Below are 17,707 nucleotides of genomic sequence, written 5' to 3' on the forward strand. Positions count from 1 at the left end.
GAAAGATCAACTCCCGATCTTAAGCAGTTCCGCGCCTTCAGCCACCTGGTCACCGGGCGCATAGAGCACCTCCTGCACCACGCCGTCGGCCGGCGCCGCAATCGTATGCTCCATTTTCATGGCTTCCATCACCGCGAGCGCCTGGCCTTTGCTGACCTTGTCGCCCGTTTTGACGGCGAAGGACACGACCTTGCCCGGCATGGGCGCGGTCAGGCGTCCGCCTTCCGTGTGACTCTCGCCCGCATGGGCCAGCAGATCGATGGCCGTGATCTGGGTTGCGCCCCTTGCGGTAAAGACGTAATCCACCTCGCCCTGGGTATAGACCGCCGCCGTCAGGCGCTGGCCCGCAAACTGGATGTCGATGCCTTGAGCGCTTTCGGCAAACACCAGCGGCCCTGACACGTCGCCCACCTTTAATTGCAAGGCGCCGTCATGCAGATAGGTCAATGCCGCTTTGGAGTGCTCGCCGTGGAAGTCGAACTCGAAAGGCCGCTGTGTCACGCCATGGGTTTGCCAGCCGTCACGGCGGCTGAAGGGGTCATTGTCTTCACTGGCTTTTTCATGCAGCAGCGTCTGGGCAATCGCACAGGCTGCGGCCATCGCCAGCCCGACGGGTTCCTGCTTGAAGAGCACGGCCTCTTCGCGCGGGATCAAGGCCGTGTCCAGGTTGGCTTGGGCAAACGAGGGGCTGCGCAGCACGTAGCGCAAAAACTGCATATTGGTGTTCAGGCCCACGATATGGGTTTGCGCCAGCGCCTCGTCGAGCCGGGCCAGCGCTTCTTCACGCGTCTGGCCATGCACGATCAACTTGGCCACCATCGAGTCATAAAACGGTGAAATCGCATCGCCTTCGCGCACCCCGTCGTCCACGCGAACCGGGCCACGCTCGAAGCTGGTGCATGCCGGCTTCTGGTACACATGCAAGGTGCCGGTGGCGGGCAAAAAGTTGTTGTCCGGGTTTTCGGCGCAGATGCGCGCCTCGATGGCGTGGCCGTTGATGCGCAGCTGCTCTTGCGCCAGCGGCAGCTTCTCGCCCGAGGCCACGCGCAACTGCCACTCCACCAGGTCCAACCCGGTAATGGCTTCGGTCACCGGGTGCTCAACCTGCAGCCTTGTGTTCATCTCCATAAAGAAAAAATTCATGCTGCCATCGGCGCGCTGCTCGACGATGAACTCCACCGTGCCCGCCCCGACGTAATTGACGGCCCGTGCGGCGGCCACGGCGGCCAGCCCCATCTGCTGGCGCATCTCGGGCGTCATGCCGGGCGCGGGGGCCTCTTCCAGCACCTTCTGGTGGCGGCGCTGCACCGAGCAGTCGCGTTCGAACAGGTAGACGTAGTTGCCGTGCGTGTCGCCGAACACCTGAATCTCAATATGCCGGGGCCGCTGCGCGTATTTTTCCACCAGCACGGCATCATCGCCAAAGCTGTTGATGGCCTCGCGTTTGCAGGAGGCCAGCGCCGCGTCAAAGTCTTCGGCCTTGTCCACCGCACGCATGCCCTTGCCGCCGCCACCCGCGCTGGCCTTGATCAGCACCGGGTAGCCGATGCGGTCGGCCTCGTGCTTGAGCATCACCGGGTCCTGGTCGCTGCCATGGTAGCCAGGCACCAGCGGCACGCCAGCCTTTTCCATGAGCTGCTTGGACTCGGCTTTGAGGCCCATGGCCTTGATGGCCGACGCCGGCGGGCCGATGAAGACCAGGCCCGCGCTGGCACAGGCCTGGGCAAACTCCTCGTTCTCGCTCAGAAAGCCATAGCCCGGATGAATCGCCTGCGCCCCCGTGGCTTTGGCCGCTTCAATAATTCGCTCCCAGCGCAGGTAGCTGTCTTTGGGTGCGCTGCCGCCAATGTGAATGGCTTCGTCACAAACGCCGACATGCTTGGCGTTCGCATCGGCATCCGAATACACCGCAACGGTTTTGATGGCCATGCGCCTGGCGGTGGCCGCCACCCGGCACGCTATCTCGCCCCGGTTTGCAATCAGTATTTTTTTAAACATGTGGGTCGTTCTTTGAAAAGGGTGACTTCAAGGTAAAAGCAGGCGACAGGCCCGGATCCGGCTTGCCGCTGAAAATGCGGGCGACGCGGGTAAACAGCTGCATTAAAAAGCGCCAGCAAATGCGAATCAACCAGACACTGGCCACCAGCACCAGCGCGAGCATCAACGCAAACACCAGCGGGTGGGCAATGGCCAACCACAAACCCAACGGCACAAGACCGTCTTCGAGCAGCGACGCGCCGACGTTGGTGAAAGGCTCGGGGGAGGTATTGATGGCAGCGCGCGTAGTGGCCTTGGCTGCATGGCTGGTGGCCGCCAGCGTGCCGCCCAGCAGGGCCGCGATCAGCGCCATCATGCCGCTGTCGGCGCCAAAGACACCGGCGGCAAGCGCCGCACCGGCAGGAATCCGGATCACGGTATGCACCACGTCCCACAGCGAATCAACGCCGGGAATCTTGTCGGCGAAAAATTCCATGAACACCATGAAGCCGCTGACACCCAGCACCACCGGATGGGCCAGCATCTGCAACCCTGGCGGCAGCGTGACCCAGCCCATGAAACCAGCCAGGCCCGTGAGGAAAACCACCAGGTACAGGCGCACGCCACTGGCCCAGCCCAGGACACCGGCCAAGGCAATCAGTTGTGCGGTGTCCATCGGCTGCATCAGCAGAACACCCGAAGATCAGGCGAGGCACAACTCGAAACCCAGCGAACACCGCGGGACCGGCTTTGCCGGACCGCTGGTGTTGCCCCCTTGAGGGGGGAGGCGGCTACACGAGGTGAGCAAGCAAAGGGGGGGAGCATCAGATGATCCAGGACGGTTTACGCTTTTGCAGGAAAGACTGCACGCCTTCCTTGCCCTGTTCGCTGGAACGAATATCGGCAATGCCCTGCACGGTCTGCGCGATCAGGGCGAGCGTGATGTCCTGCTGCGCCACATCCTGCACCAGCCGCTTGCAGGCTTTGACCGCCTGCGGGCTGGCATTGACCAGCGCCTGCGTGATCTCGGCCACCCTGGCATCCAGCGCCTCCGCCTTGACCACTTCATGGATAAAACCGACCCGATGCGCCTCTTGGGCATCAAACCGCTCGGCCGTCAAAAAATAGCGGTGGGCCGCGCGCGCGCCCATGGCGCGAATCACATAAGGGCTGATGGTGGCCGGTATCAGGCCCAGCTTGACCTCGCTGAGGCAGTAGTTCGCCGTGTCCACCGAGACCGCGATGTCGCAGGCCGCCACCAGCCCCATACCGCCCGCATAGACATCGCCCTGGATGCGGGCAATGGTGGGCTTGGGGCACTCGTACATGACGCGCAGCATCTCGGCCAGCGCGCCCGCATCGGCCAGGTTTTCCTCGCGCGTGTAGTCCGCCATGCGCCGCATCCAGTTGAGGTCGGCGCCGGCGCAAAAGGCCGGGCCGCTGGCGGCCAGCACGATGCAGCGCACATCGTCGCGTTGGCCCAGCTCGCGGAAGGCCTGCGCAAGTTCGGCAATCACCTCGTCATTGAAGGCGTTGCGAACCTGCGGCCGGTCGAGCGTGATCGTGGCAATGGCCTCGGCTTGCTGTGTGCGCAACGCCTGCATTACTTCACTCCCAACGGGGATGCCGGCGCGGCCGGCGTGTAGCTGACGGGCTGCACGGTCGCCATGGCCGGCGCTGACGCGGCCGCAGCCGACGGCTCCTTGACCCAGACCACCGAGTTGTTGATCGCATAGAGCTTGCAAGTCGCGGCGCCCTGCGCGCGCTGGCCACAGACGTGCAACGCGCGCTCGGCGGGATCCGTGGGATGGGTGGGATCGGCCGGCTTGAGACTCCAGGCCCCGAACCAGTGACCAGCAGACGAGATGGCGAACGCCTTGGGCGTGGGTCGGGCGACCCATTCCCGGTAGTTGTCGCGCCCCTTGTCACTGAGATACGGAATGGCATCCACATCATTGATGGCCGCAAAACCGGAGGCCAGCATCGCAGGTTGCGCAGCTGCCGCCGGGACGGGCACCGTGCGCGGAGTCGGCGCGGCGGGAGATGGCGACAAGGTAACCGCGGGCGCAGCGGTAGCCGCCGGCTCCAGCCGGGTGGACGTGTTGCCCGCAGGCGCGATTGACACGGCGGTGGGCCCGGACGTTGGCTTCACCGACACGGCCCGCCCCTTGGCAACGTTGGCCGCGTCTGACTTGCCGCCGAGTTCGGCGACTGCCAGCTCCGAGAACTTGTCGTACATCCAGTTCATGCGGGTGCCGTCCTGCCCTCCGCCCCAGCCGCCCAAACCATAGGAGGCGTTGACCTTGTAGCCATGAACCTGCCGTCCGCCACTGTCGTAGACGCGAACATAGCCGTCAATCGAATCGGTGCCGGCCATGATGCCAAGCAGGACGGCTGCGACGGCCGAACGCACGCGGAAACTCTCGATCGTGACCTCAACCCGGTAGCGGCCGTCCGCTTGCAGCAGCTCCTGAGCTTCCAGCCGACGGCGCACATAATCGCTCAGTTCACGCACGCTGAACTGCGGATTCTCGCCCTGCATGCGACGTGCCGCATCGGTCAGCACAACCTCCACGTTGTGGTAAGTGCCTCCCTCGATCTTTTTGGCCCCACTCAAAGACTCACGCTGAATGGTTCCCGCGCATCCCGCAAGAAACAGCACCAGAAGCACGGCCAGGCTTTTCACGATCCATCGATACATCATTTCTCCTCCAGTCCGCCCACAGCGGGCGTAGCCGGATGCTACACAGTTCATGACATTTTTTGCTACAACTACATCCTGAACAAACCAAACTTCGTCTCCGGAATCGGCGCATTGCGCGCAGCACTCAAGCCCAGCGCCAGCACGCGGCGCGTATCGGCCGGGTCGATCACGCCGTCGTCCCACAGCCGCGCCGTCGCGTAGTAGGGGTGGCCCTGGTGTTCATACTGCTGGCGTATCGGCGCCTTGAAGGCCTCTTCTTCCTCAGGCGACCAGGCGCCGCCCTTGGCTTCAATGCCGTCGCGCTTGACCGTTGCCAGCACGCCGGCGGCCTGGTCGCCGCCCATCACGCTGATGCGCGCGTTCGGCCACATCCAGAGGAAGCGCGGCGAATAAGCACGGCCGCACATGCCGTAGTTGCCGGCGCCAAAGCTGCCGCCGATGATGATGGTGAATTTGGGCACCGCGGCCGTGGCCACGGCCGTCACCATCTTGGCGCCGTTGCGGGCGATGCCTTCGTTCTCGTACTTGCGGCCCACCATGAAGCCGGTGATGTTCTGCAGGAACACCAGCGGAATCTTGCGCTGGCAGCAGAGTTCGATGAAATGCGTGGCCTTGAGCGCCGACTCGCTGAACAAAATGCCATTGTTGGCAATGATGCCGACTGGCATGCCCTCGATCTGCGCGAAGCCGCAGACCAGCGTGGCGCCGTAACGCGCCTTGAACTCGTCGAACTCGCTGCCATCGACGATGCGGGCGATGATCTCGCGCACATCGAAAGGTTTGCGCGTGTCCACGGGAATCACGCCGTACAGCTCTTTTGCCATGAATTTAGGCGCTATTGACGCCTGTACCGTCTGATCCGGGGCCTTGTTTTTATTCAAATTCTTGACGGAGGCACGGGCCAGCGCCAGCGCATGCATGTCGTTTTGCGCCAGATGATCGGCCACGCCCGACAGGCGGGTATGCACATCGCCACCGCCCAGGTCCTCTGCGCTGACGACTTCGCCCGTCGCCGCCTTGACCAGCGGCGGCCCGCCCAGAAAAATCGTGCCCTGGTTCTTGACGATGATGCTTTCGTCGCTCATGGCAGGCACATAGGCGCCGCCCGCCGTGCAGGAGCCCATGACCACGGCAATCTGTGCGATGCCCTGCGCGCTCATATTGGCCTGGTTGTAAAAGATGCGGCCGAAGTGGTCGCGGTCGGGAAACACCTCGTCCTGGTTCGGCAAATTGGCACCGCCCGAGTCCACCAGGTAAACACAGGGCAAGCGGTTCTGCTGCGCGATTTCCTGGGCCCGCAAATGTTTTTTGACCGTGAGCGGGTAGTAGGTGCCGCCTTTGACGGTGGCGTCGTTGCAGACGATCATGCAGTCGACACCGCTGACGCGGCCTATGCCCGCAATGAGGCCGGCACAGGGCGCATCGCCGTGGTACATGCCGTGCGCGGCCAGCGGCGCCAATTCAAGGAATGGCGTGCCCGGGTCCAGCAGCATCTGCACGCGCTCGCGCGGCAACAGCTTGCCACGCGCCGTGTGCTTGGCGCGCGCGGCGTCGCCGCCACCGGCCGCCGCCTTGGCGATCTGCACATGGAGGTCGTCCACCAGCGCGCGCATGGCGTCGGCGTTGGCCTGGAAATCGGCCGAGCGGGCGTTCAATTTGGTGTCGAGGATGGTCATTCAGACTGTCTCTTTCAAGCGGTTTTGTCTTCTTCCAGCCCCAGCTGGTGCTTCATTTCGTCGCGAATCTTGAACTTCTGGATTTTGCCGGTCACCGTCATGGGAAAGCCCGACACAAAACGAATGTAGCGCGGTACCTTGTAGTGCGCAATCTGGCCCTTGCAAAAGGCGCGAATCTCTTCCTCGTTCACAGACTGGCCGGGCTTGACGATGATCCAGGCGCAGAGCTCCTCGCCGTATTTCGGGTCGGGCACGCCAACCACCTGCACGTCCTGCACTTTGGGGTGGCGGTAGAGGAATTCCTCGATCTCGCGCGGGTAGATGTTTTCGCCGCCGCGTATCACCATGTCCTTGATGCGGCCGACGATGTTGACATAGCCTTCGGCATCCATGGTGGCCAGGTCGCCGGTGTGCATCCAGCCTTCGGCATCGATGGCCTCGGCCGTCCTGGCCTCGTCGCCCCAGTAGCCGTGCATGACCGAATAGCCGCGCGTGCACAGCTCGCCCGAGACCCCTGGCGCGACGATCTCGCCGCTCTCGGGGTCGATGATCTTGACCTCCAGGTGCGGCTGCACCAGGCCCACGGTCGCCACGCGCTTTTCCAGCGGCGTGTCGGTCGAGCTCTGGCAGCTGACCGGGCTGGTCTCGGTCATGCCGTAGGCGATCGTGATTTCGCGCAGATTCATCTCGCCGACCACGCGCTTCATGACCTCGATCGGGCAGGGCGAGCCGGCCATGATGCCGGTGCGCAGCGTCGACAGGTCGAACTCCTTGAAGCGCGGATGGTCGAGCTCGGCGATGAACATGGTGGGCACGCCGTGCAGGCCCGTGCATTTCTCGTCCTGCACGGTTTGCAGCACGCTCAGCGCATCGAAGCCGTCGTTGGGGTAGACGATGGTCGCGCCATGCGTGAGGCAGGCCAGGTTGCCCAGCACCATGCCGAAGCAGTGGTACAGCGGCACCGGAATGCACAGGCGGTCAGCCGGCGTGAGCTTCATGGCCTCGCCGATGAAAAAGCCGTTGTTCAGGATGTTGCGGTGCGTCAGCGTCGCGCCCTTCGGGAACCCCGTGGTGCCGCTGGTGAACTGAATGTTGATCGGGTCGCCGGCCTTGAGCCTGCGGGCCACCTCGGCCAGCCGCGGGTCCTGAGGTTTGCCGCTGGCCAGCAGCGCGGAAAAGCGCAGCAGGCCGGGCTGGTCTTCATCGAGCTCGGCGCCCTGCCCCGGCTCGTCGATCCAGGCCACGGTGTGCAAATGGGGCAGGCGGGCCGACTCCAGCCGACCCGGCTGCGCGTGCGCCCACTCCGGCGCCAGCTCGCGCAGCATGCCGAGGTAGTCGCTGGTCTTGAAGCGCGCCATGGTCACCAGCGCCTTGCAGCCCACCTTATTCAGCGCATATTCCAGCTCGGCCACGCGGTAAGCCGGGTTGATGTTGACCAGGATCAGCCCGACCTTGGCCGTGGCCAGCTGCATCAACAGCCACTGTGCATTGTTGTGCGACCAGATGCCTACACGGTCGCCGGGCAGCAGACCCAGCCCGAGCAGCGCGCTGGCCAGCCGGTTGGCTTCGGTTTGCAGTGCGCGGTAGCTGTAACGCAGGCCCTGGTGAGCGCTGACCAGCGCCTCAAGGTCGGGCTGGCGCTCCACCATGGCATCAAAAAAGTCGCCTAGGGTCTGCGCTATCAGCGGCACCTCGGTGGCGCCGCAGGCCAGGCTCAGGCCGGTTGGGGCCGAGGGGGGTTGCGTCATGTCTGTCTCCATGCAGGCCGGTGGTTTGAGAAACCGGGATTAGGGCTCGTTCCGGAATAAGTTGTGCATTTGGCCGCCGGATTCGGGATGCGATGCTAGGCGTGAAGCGCGCCGTGTGGCCCAGCCACACAAGCGATTCACAACAACGCAGCGCGCCCGAAGCTGGCAGGCCAAATGTGCAAGTTATTTCCGAACGAGCCCTTAGGCCTTCGAGCATAGACGGAGGGCCGGATTCATACCGGCCACAGAGGTTGCAAATCCTGCCAGGTCAGGGCAGTAGTAGATGTGCGCCTGCTCCTCGTTTCAGCGCCGCTTCACTTCGCGCCAGCGATGGAAATACCGTTATCAAGGAAAAGCTATCGCGTATACGACCGCAGGCGCATCCCTCAAACCAAAACTATTGGTCAGTTTCTTGCCGTTGTGGGGAAGTCCATATAGGCTTGTTGGGCATCTTAGTGCTGCCGTGTATCAGACATGAATTTGGCTTTGGCCTCAGCCGCCAACTCATCGATGGCAACCCCATCCAGAATCTCCGCGACTGCCTTCACAAATGGCTCAAGCTGTTTGTGCGCCTTCCTGACCTGAGAACGAAGTGCTCGTATTTCGCTCGCGAGATCCTCATGCTCCTTCGGATCAGCCATGCGTTCCACATTCTCGACGAGATAACGATGAACCAATTGGTTCCTAGCTTGGAGCGCGGCGGTTAGACCGTCCTCAATCCCGTCACTCACTGCCAAATGTTTCTTGAGCATTCCGATTAATTGACCGGCTGTCTTTCTTTCTTCGTCATCGAGAATTGATATTGCTCGCCGGGTGTCCAAGTCCTTCACACCAAGACGAGAGAATAGGTACAGCAGATAGGCTATTCCGTACTCGAACGATTGGCAGTCGAATAGAGCCGCCCCAGCTTCAAAAAATATCGGCTGAAGGACATCCTTCTTCCTTTGCTCAAATCCGTTCATTCTGTATGCCTAGACGTTTGACATGAGCGGCGGCTGGAGGCGGGCGATGCTCGCTGGAAGACGTCCGCTCGATGGAAGGGTTGGGCATCACCGCGTCAAGCGTCCTTCGCGAGTTTCCAAATGGGTGCAAAGGACTGCGCTCTAGGAGCGTCTGAATCGGTTAACCACCATCTGCCAACTGACGAAAAGAACTGGCCGCTAGACGCGCCTCTTGATTCAGTTGAATAACGAACCCTTCCTGCGTCATCTCGCCACTGAAATGAGTAGTCAATAACTCGCCCACCGTCTGCTTCGAACGAAAACCGACCCCCCGGCCTGTAGCAAGCACATTGGCTAGAGGGAAACGTTGAAGTTGACCATTCACCTCTATTCGGGCCGTGATGCAAACGTCATGCTTGATGTCAACACCGTTGTTAGTGATGAAGCCGGTCGTGAAGCCGGCGGCTTCGATCTCGACGCCGCCTTCGATGAGTTCCGTTTTGACTTGCAGATCTCTCTCCTGTGTTTCTCAGACTATTTGACGCATGCCAGCGCCGGGGCATGTGGGACACCCGGCTTGGGCCAGACAACTGCTACACACTGGAGCGCGCCGCACTGGCAATTTAGGATGTGCCCGTCGACAAGGAACCGTGTGTCCTGTGAGCATTGGCACTGTGCGGGCGCCGTCAATGGAGCTTGAGCTTGTGCGGGCGCGTATGTGGTTCCGTAGGCGATAGCTCCAAGAACAACTGTGCAGCCAAGTGCGATAAGAGAACGGCGTAGGAAGGGTCGCATCGATGCTCCTCAAGAAGAGATGCGCCACTCGGTTGCCCCGTGGCGCTTGGGGGCTCAGACATGTGACGCCCAACAATAAGCGTTTATCTGCCGCGCCGCAAGGCTTTGCGCTCGATAGACTGTGCAAATCCTCTCCTGCCTTGCGCGCCACACGGTTGCTGGATCAGGTCCGTAAGCGAATTCGTTACAAACACTATGGAGCGCCTGCAGCGCGCCCTGAAGAAGGCGGTGATACAGGCAGGCATTCATAAGTCTTGAGCGTGCACACCCTACGGCATAGCTTCGCCACGCATTTGCTTCAGGCGGGCACCGACATTCGCACGGTGCAGGTGTTGCTGGGCCACTCGGATGTGAGCACCACCATGATTTACACCCACGTGCTCAAGGTCGCGGCTGGTAGTACCGCCAGCCCGCTGGATGCACTGCGGCATGAGGCCCGATGCAGGTTGCTATGTTTTTATAGCCTACGGCACCCAATGAACCAGGCCTTGGCAGACAGGTTGTCCGAGCCGAACGATGAAAGCGGCCTGCGGGCTTCGCAAGCGGTGTCACAAGAGCTTGCGACGCGCGCGGCCATCGTCCAGCGCCTGATCCAGACCAGGCCCCAGCGCAGCCTTGCGCCGGTACTCCGCCGGCGAGTCGCCCGTCCATTGCCGGAAGGCGCGCGCAAAGCTTTTCTCGTTGCGAAATCCGACCGCCAGCGCGACCTGCTTGATGGGGCGCGTGGTGCGGCGCAGCGCGTCCATGGCCTGCGCCTGCCGCACCTCGTCTTTCAGCGCCTGCAGTGACGCGTCCTCTTCCTGCAGCTGGCGGTGCAGCGTGCGGGGCGACACATTCAAGGCGTCGGCCAGTGCCGCGGCATTGGCGGGGGCGGCCTGGCTTTGCAGCAACAGGCGCACGCGCTGCACCAGCAGCCGGTCACGGCGGTAGGGCCGCACCACCAGAGCGAGCGCCTGCGGCAGCATGGCGGTCAGGGCTTTTTCATCCCGGCGCAGCGGCATGGCGAGGTAACGCGCGTCAAAGCGCAGGCACGCCTGCGGCGCGTCAAACTGCACCGGCCCGGGAAACAGCACCGGGTACACCGCCGCATGCGCCGGGGCGGCAAACGGAAAGCACGCCGCCTGCAGCGGAATGCGCGAGTCAATCAGCCAGCAGGCCACGCCATGCAGGTTGCGCAGCAGGGTCACCAGGCAAAATTCGCGCATGGCGGGGTTCACCCCCTGGTCCAGCAGTGTCAGGCTGGCCACCTCATTGGCCACCGACAAACTCAGGACCACATCGCCCGTCAGCAGGCCATGGTGACGGCACCAGCGCTTGAGCGCCACGCCCAGGTCGGGCGCGCTCAGCGAAGCCCTGAGCAGCATGCCGTAGCTGCCCCAGGGCAGCTTGCGCGAGAACCAGCCCAGGGCTTCGTCGTCGAGTTCGCGCATGGCCTGGGCCGCCAGAACCTCCAGCTGCTTGGACGTGATGGCGCCGCCCGGCTGCTGCAAGGCTGCTGGCGCGATTTGTGCCTTGGCCAGGGCGCCGGCCGGATCAAGGCCATAACGCGCATACGCCAGCAGCAGCGTCCTGACAAACGCGAGCGGTGTGGCTGATACGGGCTTCATGAATCAGAGTGTAGAGGGGTTCGATTTGGCAGAATCAGACCCTTCGCTGGCCACACATGCACCCTCGTCCACCCTAGTGTGGTGTTGCACGCTATCTGGCACATAAAAATGCGTCTTTTCGGCCATGGCGGCGTTGCAAATCCTCGCAATAGTGGAACTATTGCTGCGGTTTGCGCCTTGCCTTGACCAAAAATCCATCATTTTTATTTGTGCCATCAAGCATGCAACACCACACTAGACTGCAAATGAACGGAATGCCCACATGATCACACTTCACCACTGCATGAGCGCCCGCTCGTTCCGCCCCCTGTGGGTGCTGGAAGAACTCGGCCTGCCCTACACACTGAAGATGCTGCCCTTCCCGCCCCGGGCCTTGGCGCGGGACTATCTGGCCATCAATCCCCTGGGCACGGTGCCGCTGCTTGAAGACGGGGAGTTGCGCATGAGCGAGTCGGTTGCCATCTGCCAGTACCTCGTGGCGCGGCAGGCCCAACAGGCCCCCACGCCACTGAACGTGGCGGTGACCGAGCCCGGCTTCGGCAACTGGCTGAACTGGCTGCATTTCGGCGAGGCCACCCTGACCTTTCCGCAAACCCTGGTCCTGCGCTACTCGCGCTTCGAGCCCGCGCGTTCGCTGCAGGCGGTCGCGGACGACTACACGCGCTGGTTCCTGGCCCGGCTGCGCGTGCTGGATGGCGCGCTGGCACAGCAGCTGTTTCTCTGCGCGGGGCGCTTCACTGCCGCCGACGTCTCGGTGGGCTATGCGCTCATGCTCGCGGAACATCTGGCGCTGGAGCCGCGCTTCTCGCCCGCGGTGCGCGACTACTGGCTGCGGCTGAAAAACCGCGAGGCCTTCCAGCGCGCGATGAAAGCCCAGTGGCAGGCGGCCGTGGACCAGGGCGTGTCCACCGTCGCGGCGCCGGACACACGCCCGGCGTGACCATCGCTCCCGCCCGCGCTCAGGCCGGCCCGGCGCAGCGCACGGGGATTCACACCCAGTGCGCTGGCCGCTGCCAGGTAGACATCGGACGCGGGCTTGGAGTGGGGCAGCTCATGACCGCTGAAAATTCGTATGAATTACGGCGGATGGCCTGGGCCGCCAAAACCTCCAGCTACTTTGACGTGATGGCGCCGCCCTGCTGTCACTTGGGGAGTTTCGGCACAGAGCGCAGGAATGAAGGCGGCAACTGCTCCTCCATAACCGTCCGGCAGCCGTCGCCTCAGCGCTCTGCAATGTAGTGCGACATGCGCACGCTTTCGCCGTGCGCCAGGAAGGCGCGCACCTCGACTTCAAGCGTGTGATCGGCCACGGTAGCGCGAGCGCGCTGGTGCAGGTAGTCGGCCCATGAGGTCACCAGGAAACGCTCGACATAACGGGACGGTTCGCCCAGGTCCTTGTAGACGCGCCAGAAGGTGGCACCATCGCGCCGGCGCGGCGCCTTCATCTGGCCAATGGTGTCGAGAAAGGCGTGGTCTTCCCCGGGGCGAATGCGGTAGGCCACCTCCACCGCCACCGGGCCGGCCTCGGGGCTGGGTTCGGCCGCCACGAACAACTCTTCCCAGGGCGTGCCCTGTGTCACTTCGTGGTCCGCGCCCACGCGCAATGGGAACGGGCGCGCCAGCAGCAAGCCGGCGGCCATCAGCAGGCCGGCCGCGACCAGCGCGGCTGTCAGGCCGGCGATGTCGGACACCGCGCCCCAGAACGCCGAGCCGAAGGCGAAGGCGCCCAGCGCGGCCACGATATGCAGCGCCACCGCGCGCGAGCGCACCCACGGCGGCGCGCTGGACTGCGTGGCGGTGTTGAAGGTCGACATGGCCGACATCCACGCAGCGCCGCCCACCGCCATGGCGCCATAGATCAGCAGCGGCACGCGGACCCATGCGGTGAGCAGCATGACCGCAGAAAACGCCACGCAGCTGGCGCCAACGACAGCGTCGAGTCCGAAACGCACACGCATACGACCGATGACCAGACCGGTGACCACCGCACCCATACCCATGCAACCCATCAACAGGCCGAAGCCTTGCGCGCCGGCGCCCAGCTGGCGCTGTGCAATCACAGGCAGCAGCGCCCACAGGGCCGAGCCGGCCGCGCCAAAGGCCATGGCCCGCACCAGTTGCGCCAGGATCATGCGCGAGTGCCAGGCAAAGCGCAGCCCGCTGAGCGTGCCGCTCCACAGGCGCTCGGCCGGCAGGCGCGACGGCGGGTGAGCGCGTGGCGGCCAGCGACGAATCGATTCCCACATGACCAGCGTCGTGAATACCGTGACCGCAAACACCCAGCCCGCACCCAGGCGTGCAAACAGCACACCGGCGAGCGTGGGGCCTACGGCGCGCGCCACGTTGTAGGCAATGCTGACGGCGGTGATGGCCTGCGGCCATTCGGCCCGGGGAACCGGGTCCACCACGGACGAGTTCCAGGCCGGCGTCAGCACCGCCGTGCAGCAGCCGCACACAAACACCAGGAAAAGTACCGATGCCGCCCCACCCCAGCCGCCCAGCACCAGCAAGGCCAGCAGCGCGCATGCGGCCACCTGCGCCAGCAGCGCGCTGGAGATCAGGCGCCGGCGATCGCTGGTGTCGGCCAGCACGCCCGCAGGCAGCGCCAGCAGGAACATGGGCAGGAAAACCGCTGTCTGCACGAGCGCGGCGAGGAAGGACGAACCGGTCAGCTCGACCATGAGCCAGGCGGCCACCATGGACTGCATGCCGTTGCCAATGAAAAAGACGCCGCCGCAAAACCAAAGCCCGCGAAAGGCGGGCTGGCGCAGGGGACTCCAGATAGAGGGGGTGATCGGCATGGGATCATTCATAAGATCATTATTTCCCAGAACGGGCAACCGCAAACGACGCTGTGCAGTGATCCATGGTGAATTCCGGTCGGACCGCAATGGGTCTATTCTGTTGAAAAACCCGGTTGCGTCCCCATCCAGACCAGTCAAGAATCAAATGCTGGAAAATGGATGTAGATTCGCGTTAACTGACAAGAGACACCCATGAACGAAGCCACTCCCACCCCCACCCCCACTCCCACTTCATTGCCCCCGCTGCCCGACCGCCTGTCGATTGACCCGCGCAGCCCCCATCACGTCGCGGCCGTGTTCGAACATGACGTGGGCATTCGATTGAATGACAAGGAGCGCCTGGATGTCGGCGAGTACTGCATCAGCGAGGGCTGGGTCAAGGTGCCGGCCGGCAAGACGCTGGATCGCAAGGGCAATCCGCTGATGATCAAGTTGAAGGGCAAGGTCGAAGCGTTTTATCGATAGGTAAGGCCTGTCCTCCACGGGCCGCTACCGCCCCATCGCCCCATCGCCCCATCGCCCCGGCAATGAGGCGTGGCGAGGTGAGGCAGGAAGGCTCGAGCACATCCCCAAAACCCGGGCGACCGCGCTCATGCGCGCGAGCCATGCACGCCGCCCAGGCCTTGCGGCCCTGGTTCGGCTATTTATTGCGGCTCGATCTTGGCATCGCGGATGGCCTTGGCCCACTTGGCGGTTTCCAGGCGGCTGCGCTGGGCCAGGGCTTCAGGCGTTCCGGGCTCAACCACGAAGCCAATCGGCGCAAATTTTTCCTGCAGGTCCTTGCTCTGTGCCGCGGCATTGATGGCCTGGTTGAGCTTGGCAATGATCTCGGGTGGCGTTCCGGCGGGCGCAAACATGGCGAAGTAGGCGATCAGTTCGTAGTCCTTGAGCCCCAGCGCCTCATTGACCGTTGGCAGTTCCGGAATCGCGGGCGAGCGCTTGGTCGACGTCACCGCCAGGCCGCGGATCTTGCCCGCCTTGACCTGCGGCAGGGTCACCGCGAAATCAGCGGTGAACATCATCACTTGCCCGCCGAGGAGGTCGGTCATGGCCGCAGGGCCGCTCTTGTACGGCACGTTGGTCATTTCGACGCCCGCCATGTTGGCCAACATCTCGGAGGAAACCAGCTGCGAGGTGCTGGCGCTGGCAAAGGTGACATGGCCGGGCTTGCTCTTGCCCAGGTTGACCAGCTCGCGCAGGGTCTTGGCAGGCACATCGTTGTTGACAGCCACGATGAGCGGCACCGAGCCCATGTACCCCAAAGGCGCGAAGGCCGTGTCCTGGTCGTAGGGCAGCTTTTTCATCAGGCTCTTGAGCGCCGCGTTGGTGCTGTTGGTTCCGATCAGGATGGTGTAGCCGTCGGGAGCAGCCTTGGCGACGGCATCGGCCCCCAGCATGCCGTTGACGCCGGCCCTGTTGTCCACCACGATGACCTGCCCCAGCGTTTCCGACATCTTGGCCGCGAAAGCGCGTCCAATCTGGTCCGTGGCGCTACCCGCGGCAAACGGCACGATGGCCTTGATGGGCTTGTTCGGGTAGGCTTGGCCGAAGGCGGCGAAAGATAAGCTCGCCACCGCCAGGAAAAGAATCGATTTGCACTTCATGTGTATGTCTCCTGTTAAAAATTAAAAATAAAATTTTGTTGAATACGCCGAGCTTATTCGATGGACAGGCCGAGGATGGCGGAGCTCAGGCACTTGCCATGCGCGTCCAGCGCGAGAGACCGGGTGACACCCCCACCCAGTGAGTCGTGCAGAACGAAATTCAAGGCCCCCAGGTGCGGCACGACATAGCGGTCCACCTCGCCTTTGACGACGTCCGCGTACAGCGCACGCACACGTTCCGCCGTCACGGAACGCTCAATCGCCGGGAAGTCCCTGAGATCGTAGGCAATGACGGATATGGTCGACCGGTTTCCCTTGTCTCCGGTACGGGAATGGGCAATTTCTCGCAATAGCATTTAAAGCTCCATCGTGGTGACAGTTGGCTGGACAAGGTCGCGCGGGACCAGCGTGGAAGCCGCTGCAATCACCTCGCGGACCGACTTGGTGACACCTCCGCCACCGGCAGGCCCGTTGAGGTACATGGCCTCCACCTCATTGGCCACCCGTTCGGCGTCTTTTTTGCTTCCCACGCGCATGGCCACGCGTGCCCGGACTTCATAGGGCTGATAGCCGCGGGCCAGGGTTTGGCCATGGATGGAATCCACCCCGATGAGTTCATAGCGGCTATCGAGCGCCTGGATGCCTGAGCTCTCCAGGCGCTGCCGCAGCACGTCCAGGGCCAGCCGGCCTCGCGCCTCGGCCCCCAGGCCCGCGTAGGAAATCTGGCCTTCGCCGATGAAGCCGTCACGGTGTCCCACGGTCACCTTCAAGGTCGCCGGGCGCGGATGTCCATTGGCACCTGCTATGCGTACCCGATCGGGCCCGACCTGGGTCAGCGTGACACCCGAAAAGTCCGCGACGACATCCGGCTGCAGGTATCTCGCGGGGTTTTCGACCTCATACAAGAGCTGCGCCGCGCAGGTGGCAGTCGTGACGCAACCGCCCGAACCCTGCACTTTGGTGATGATGGCGCGTCCATCTGCAGACACTTCGGCCAGGGGAAAGCCCAGTCTGGCCAGATCGGGCACATCGCGATAACCCGGATCGGCGAAATACCCGCCGGTGATTTGCCCGGCGCACTCCAGAAGATGCCCGACCACCGTGCCCTGACCCATCATCTTCCAGTCCGACATGGACCAGTCGAACTCGTGGATGAGCGGGGCGAGAAACAGGGCCGGATCGGCGACGCGCCCGGTGACGACCACATCGGCGCCCAGGCGCAGCGCCCTCACCAGCGCCTCGGCGCCGATATAGGCATTCGCTGAAAGCACGGAGCTCCCGAGAGAGCGCAGCGGCGCGCCGCTCTCGAGAAGGGTCAGCTCGTGGTCATGGAGGCGCGGCAACACGTCGTCGCCCTGGACCACCGCCACCTTCAGGCTGTCCAATCCCAGCTCCCGCGCGATGTTGATGATTTCCTGTCCCGCCGCCTGGGGGTTGGCGGCCCCCATGTTGGTGATGATCTTCACCCCCCGGCTGACGCATGACAGCAGCACCGCCTCCATGCGGTCCCTGAGCAGGGGGTCAAAGCCCAGGCGGGCATCCCTGCTCCGCTCCAGCTGGGCCAGGGCAATCGTGCGCTCCGCCAGGCACTCGAACACCAGGTAGTCCAGATCGCCCTTCTCCGCCAACTCGATGGCGGGGGGAATGCGGTCCCCCGAGTAGCCGGCGCCGGCGCCAATGCGGATGGTTTTCATGGAATGGTCTTTCAGCGGGTATCTCTGTTTCAAAGTACAACGTGACAGCGTCACAGCGTGACAACGTACGTAACAGCGTCGCACCAGACGAACTATGGATGAGGCAAGGGCCCCTGTAAATTCGAAACTTTGAATGGGACTCAAAGGAAAATCGAAT

At 63.3% G+C, this 17,707-nt stretch carries 15 protein-coding genes and 1 pseudogene; 4 read left to right on the forward strand and 12 right to left on the reverse strand.

Features of this window, described 5'->3' with window-relative positions; genetic code table 11:
• Window positions 1-6 precede the first annotated feature (6 nt).
• The 7 genes from AC1DUR_RS04860 to AC1DUR_RS04890 all read right to left on the reverse strand — a co-directional run bounded on the left by AC1DUR_RS04860 (window position 7) and on the right by AC1DUR_RS04890 (window position 9,067).
• Complete coding sequence (locus tag AC1DUR_RS04860; protein ID WP_477720155.1) at window positions 7-1,998, reverse strand: acetyl/propionyl/methylcrotonyl-CoA carboxylase subunit alpha; 1,992 nt, start codon at window positions 1,996-1,998, stop codon at window positions 7-9.
• On the reverse strand, window positions 1,991-2,662 hold the full coding sequence (locus AC1DUR_RS04865; RefSeq protein ID WP_477720156.1) for a DUF4126 domain-containing protein: 672 nt from the start codon (window positions 2,660-2,662) through the stop codon (window positions 1,991-1,993). The genes AC1DUR_RS04860 and AC1DUR_RS04865 overlap by 8 nt, the downstream gene beginning before the upstream one ends.
• A gap of 139 nt (window positions 2,663-2,801) precedes the next feature.
• On the reverse strand, window positions 2,802-3,581 hold the full coding sequence (locus AC1DUR_RS04870) for an enoyl-CoA hydratase/isomerase family protein (RefSeq protein ID WP_477720157.1): 780 nt from the start codon (window positions 3,579-3,581) through the stop codon (window positions 2,802-2,804).
• The gene (locus AC1DUR_RS04875) at window positions 3,581-4,678 is read right to left on the reverse strand and encodes a DUF4410 domain-containing protein (RefSeq protein WP_477721370.1); all 1,098 of its coding nucleotides are present in this window, start codon (window positions 4,676-4,678) and stop codon (window positions 3,581-3,583) included. The genes AC1DUR_RS04870 and AC1DUR_RS04875 overlap by 1 nt, the downstream gene beginning before the upstream one ends.
• Window positions 4,679-4,749: 71 nt before the next feature.
• On the reverse strand, window positions 4,750-6,357 hold the full coding sequence (locus tag AC1DUR_RS04880; protein WP_477721371.1) for a carboxyl transferase domain-containing protein: 1,608 nt from the start codon (window positions 6,355-6,357) through the stop codon (window positions 4,750-4,752).
• 14 nt (window positions 6,358-6,371) lie between these two features.
• Complete coding sequence (locus AC1DUR_RS04885) at window positions 6,372-8,105, reverse strand: AMP-binding protein (RefSeq protein WP_477721372.1); 1,734 nt, start codon at window positions 8,103-8,105, stop codon at window positions 6,372-6,374.
• Between the two features lie 452 nt (window positions 8,106-8,557).
• The gene (locus tag AC1DUR_RS04890; protein WP_477721373.1) at window positions 8,558-9,067 is read right to left on the reverse strand and encodes a hypothetical protein; all 510 of its coding nucleotides are present in this window, start codon (window positions 9,065-9,067) and stop codon (window positions 8,558-8,560) included.
• Between the two features lie 346 nt (window positions 9,068-9,413).
• On the opposite strand from AC1DUR_RS04890, the gene AC1DUR_RS04895 reads away from it, so the two are divergent.
• Both AC1DUR_RS04895 and AC1DUR_RS04900 read left to right on the forward strand, forming a co-directional pair.
• On the forward strand, window positions 9,414-9,746 hold the full coding sequence (locus tag AC1DUR_RS04895; protein ID WP_477721374.1) for a hypothetical protein: 333 nt from the start codon (window positions 9,414-9,416) through the stop codon (window positions 9,744-9,746).
• 293 nt (window positions 9,747-10,039) lie between these two features.
• Window positions 10,040-10,266 (forward strand): annotated as a pseudogene (locus AC1DUR_RS04900) (tyrosine-type recombinase/integrase); the annotation flags it as partial.
• A 123-nt stretch (window positions 10,267-10,389) separates the two neighbouring features.
• On the opposite strand, the gene AC1DUR_RS04905 reads toward AC1DUR_RS04900, so the two are convergent.
• Window positions 10,390-11,448: an AraC family transcriptional regulator gene (locus tag AC1DUR_RS04905; RefSeq protein ID WP_477721375.1), complete on the reverse strand. Its 1,059-nt coding sequence runs from the start codon at window positions 11,446-11,448 to the stop codon at window positions 10,390-10,392.
• Between the two features lie 262 nt (window positions 11,449-11,710).
• Between AC1DUR_RS04905 and AC1DUR_RS04910 the strand changes: the two genes are divergently transcribed.
• Window positions 11,711-12,388: a glutathione S-transferase family protein gene (locus tag AC1DUR_RS04910; protein ID WP_477721376.1), complete on the forward strand. Its 678-nt coding sequence runs from the start codon at window positions 11,711-11,713 to the stop codon at window positions 12,386-12,388.
• Between the two features lie 280 nt (window positions 12,389-12,668).
• Here AC1DUR_RS04910 and AC1DUR_RS04915 read toward each other — a convergent pair whose 3' ends face one another.
• Complete coding sequence (locus AC1DUR_RS04915; RefSeq protein ID WP_477721377.1) at window positions 12,669-14,249, reverse strand: MFS transporter; 1,581 nt, start codon at window positions 14,247-14,249, stop codon at window positions 12,669-12,671.
• Window positions 14,250-14,444: 195 nt separating this feature from the next.
• Here AC1DUR_RS04915 and AC1DUR_RS04920 point away from each other — a divergent pair, with 195 nt between their 5' ends.
• Complete coding sequence (locus AC1DUR_RS04920; protein ID WP_477721378.1) at window positions 14,445-14,717, forward strand: DUF3297 family protein; 273 nt, start codon at window positions 14,445-14,447, stop codon at window positions 14,715-14,717.
• Window positions 14,718-14,896: 179 nt separating this feature from the next.
• Here the strand turns inward: AC1DUR_RS04920 and AC1DUR_RS04925 are convergent, their stop codons facing one another.
• From AC1DUR_RS04925 to AC1DUR_RS04935, 3 genes are read right to left on the reverse strand one after another with little or no spacing between them, the layout of a single operon-like run.
• Window positions 14,897-15,856, reverse strand: a complete 960-nt coding sequence (locus tag AC1DUR_RS04925) for a Bug family tripartite tricarboxylate transporter substrate binding protein (RefSeq protein ID WP_477721379.1) — start codon at window positions 15,854-15,856, stop codon at window positions 14,897-14,899.
• Window positions 15,857-15,909: 53 nt separating this feature from the next.
• Window positions 15,910-16,212, reverse strand: a complete 303-nt coding sequence (locus tag AC1DUR_RS04930) for an AtuA-related protein (protein WP_477721380.1) — start codon at window positions 16,210-16,212, stop codon at window positions 15,910-15,912.
• The gene (locus AC1DUR_RS04935; RefSeq protein WP_477721381.1) at window positions 16,213-17,550 is read right to left on the reverse strand and encodes an acyclic terpene utilization AtuA family protein; all 1,338 of its coding nucleotides are present in this window, start codon (window positions 17,548-17,550) and stop codon (window positions 16,213-16,215) included.
• Window positions 17,551-17,707: the final 157 nt, after the last annotated feature.

The sequence above is a fragment of the Polaromonas sp. P4_F4 genome (assembly GCF_056401355.1).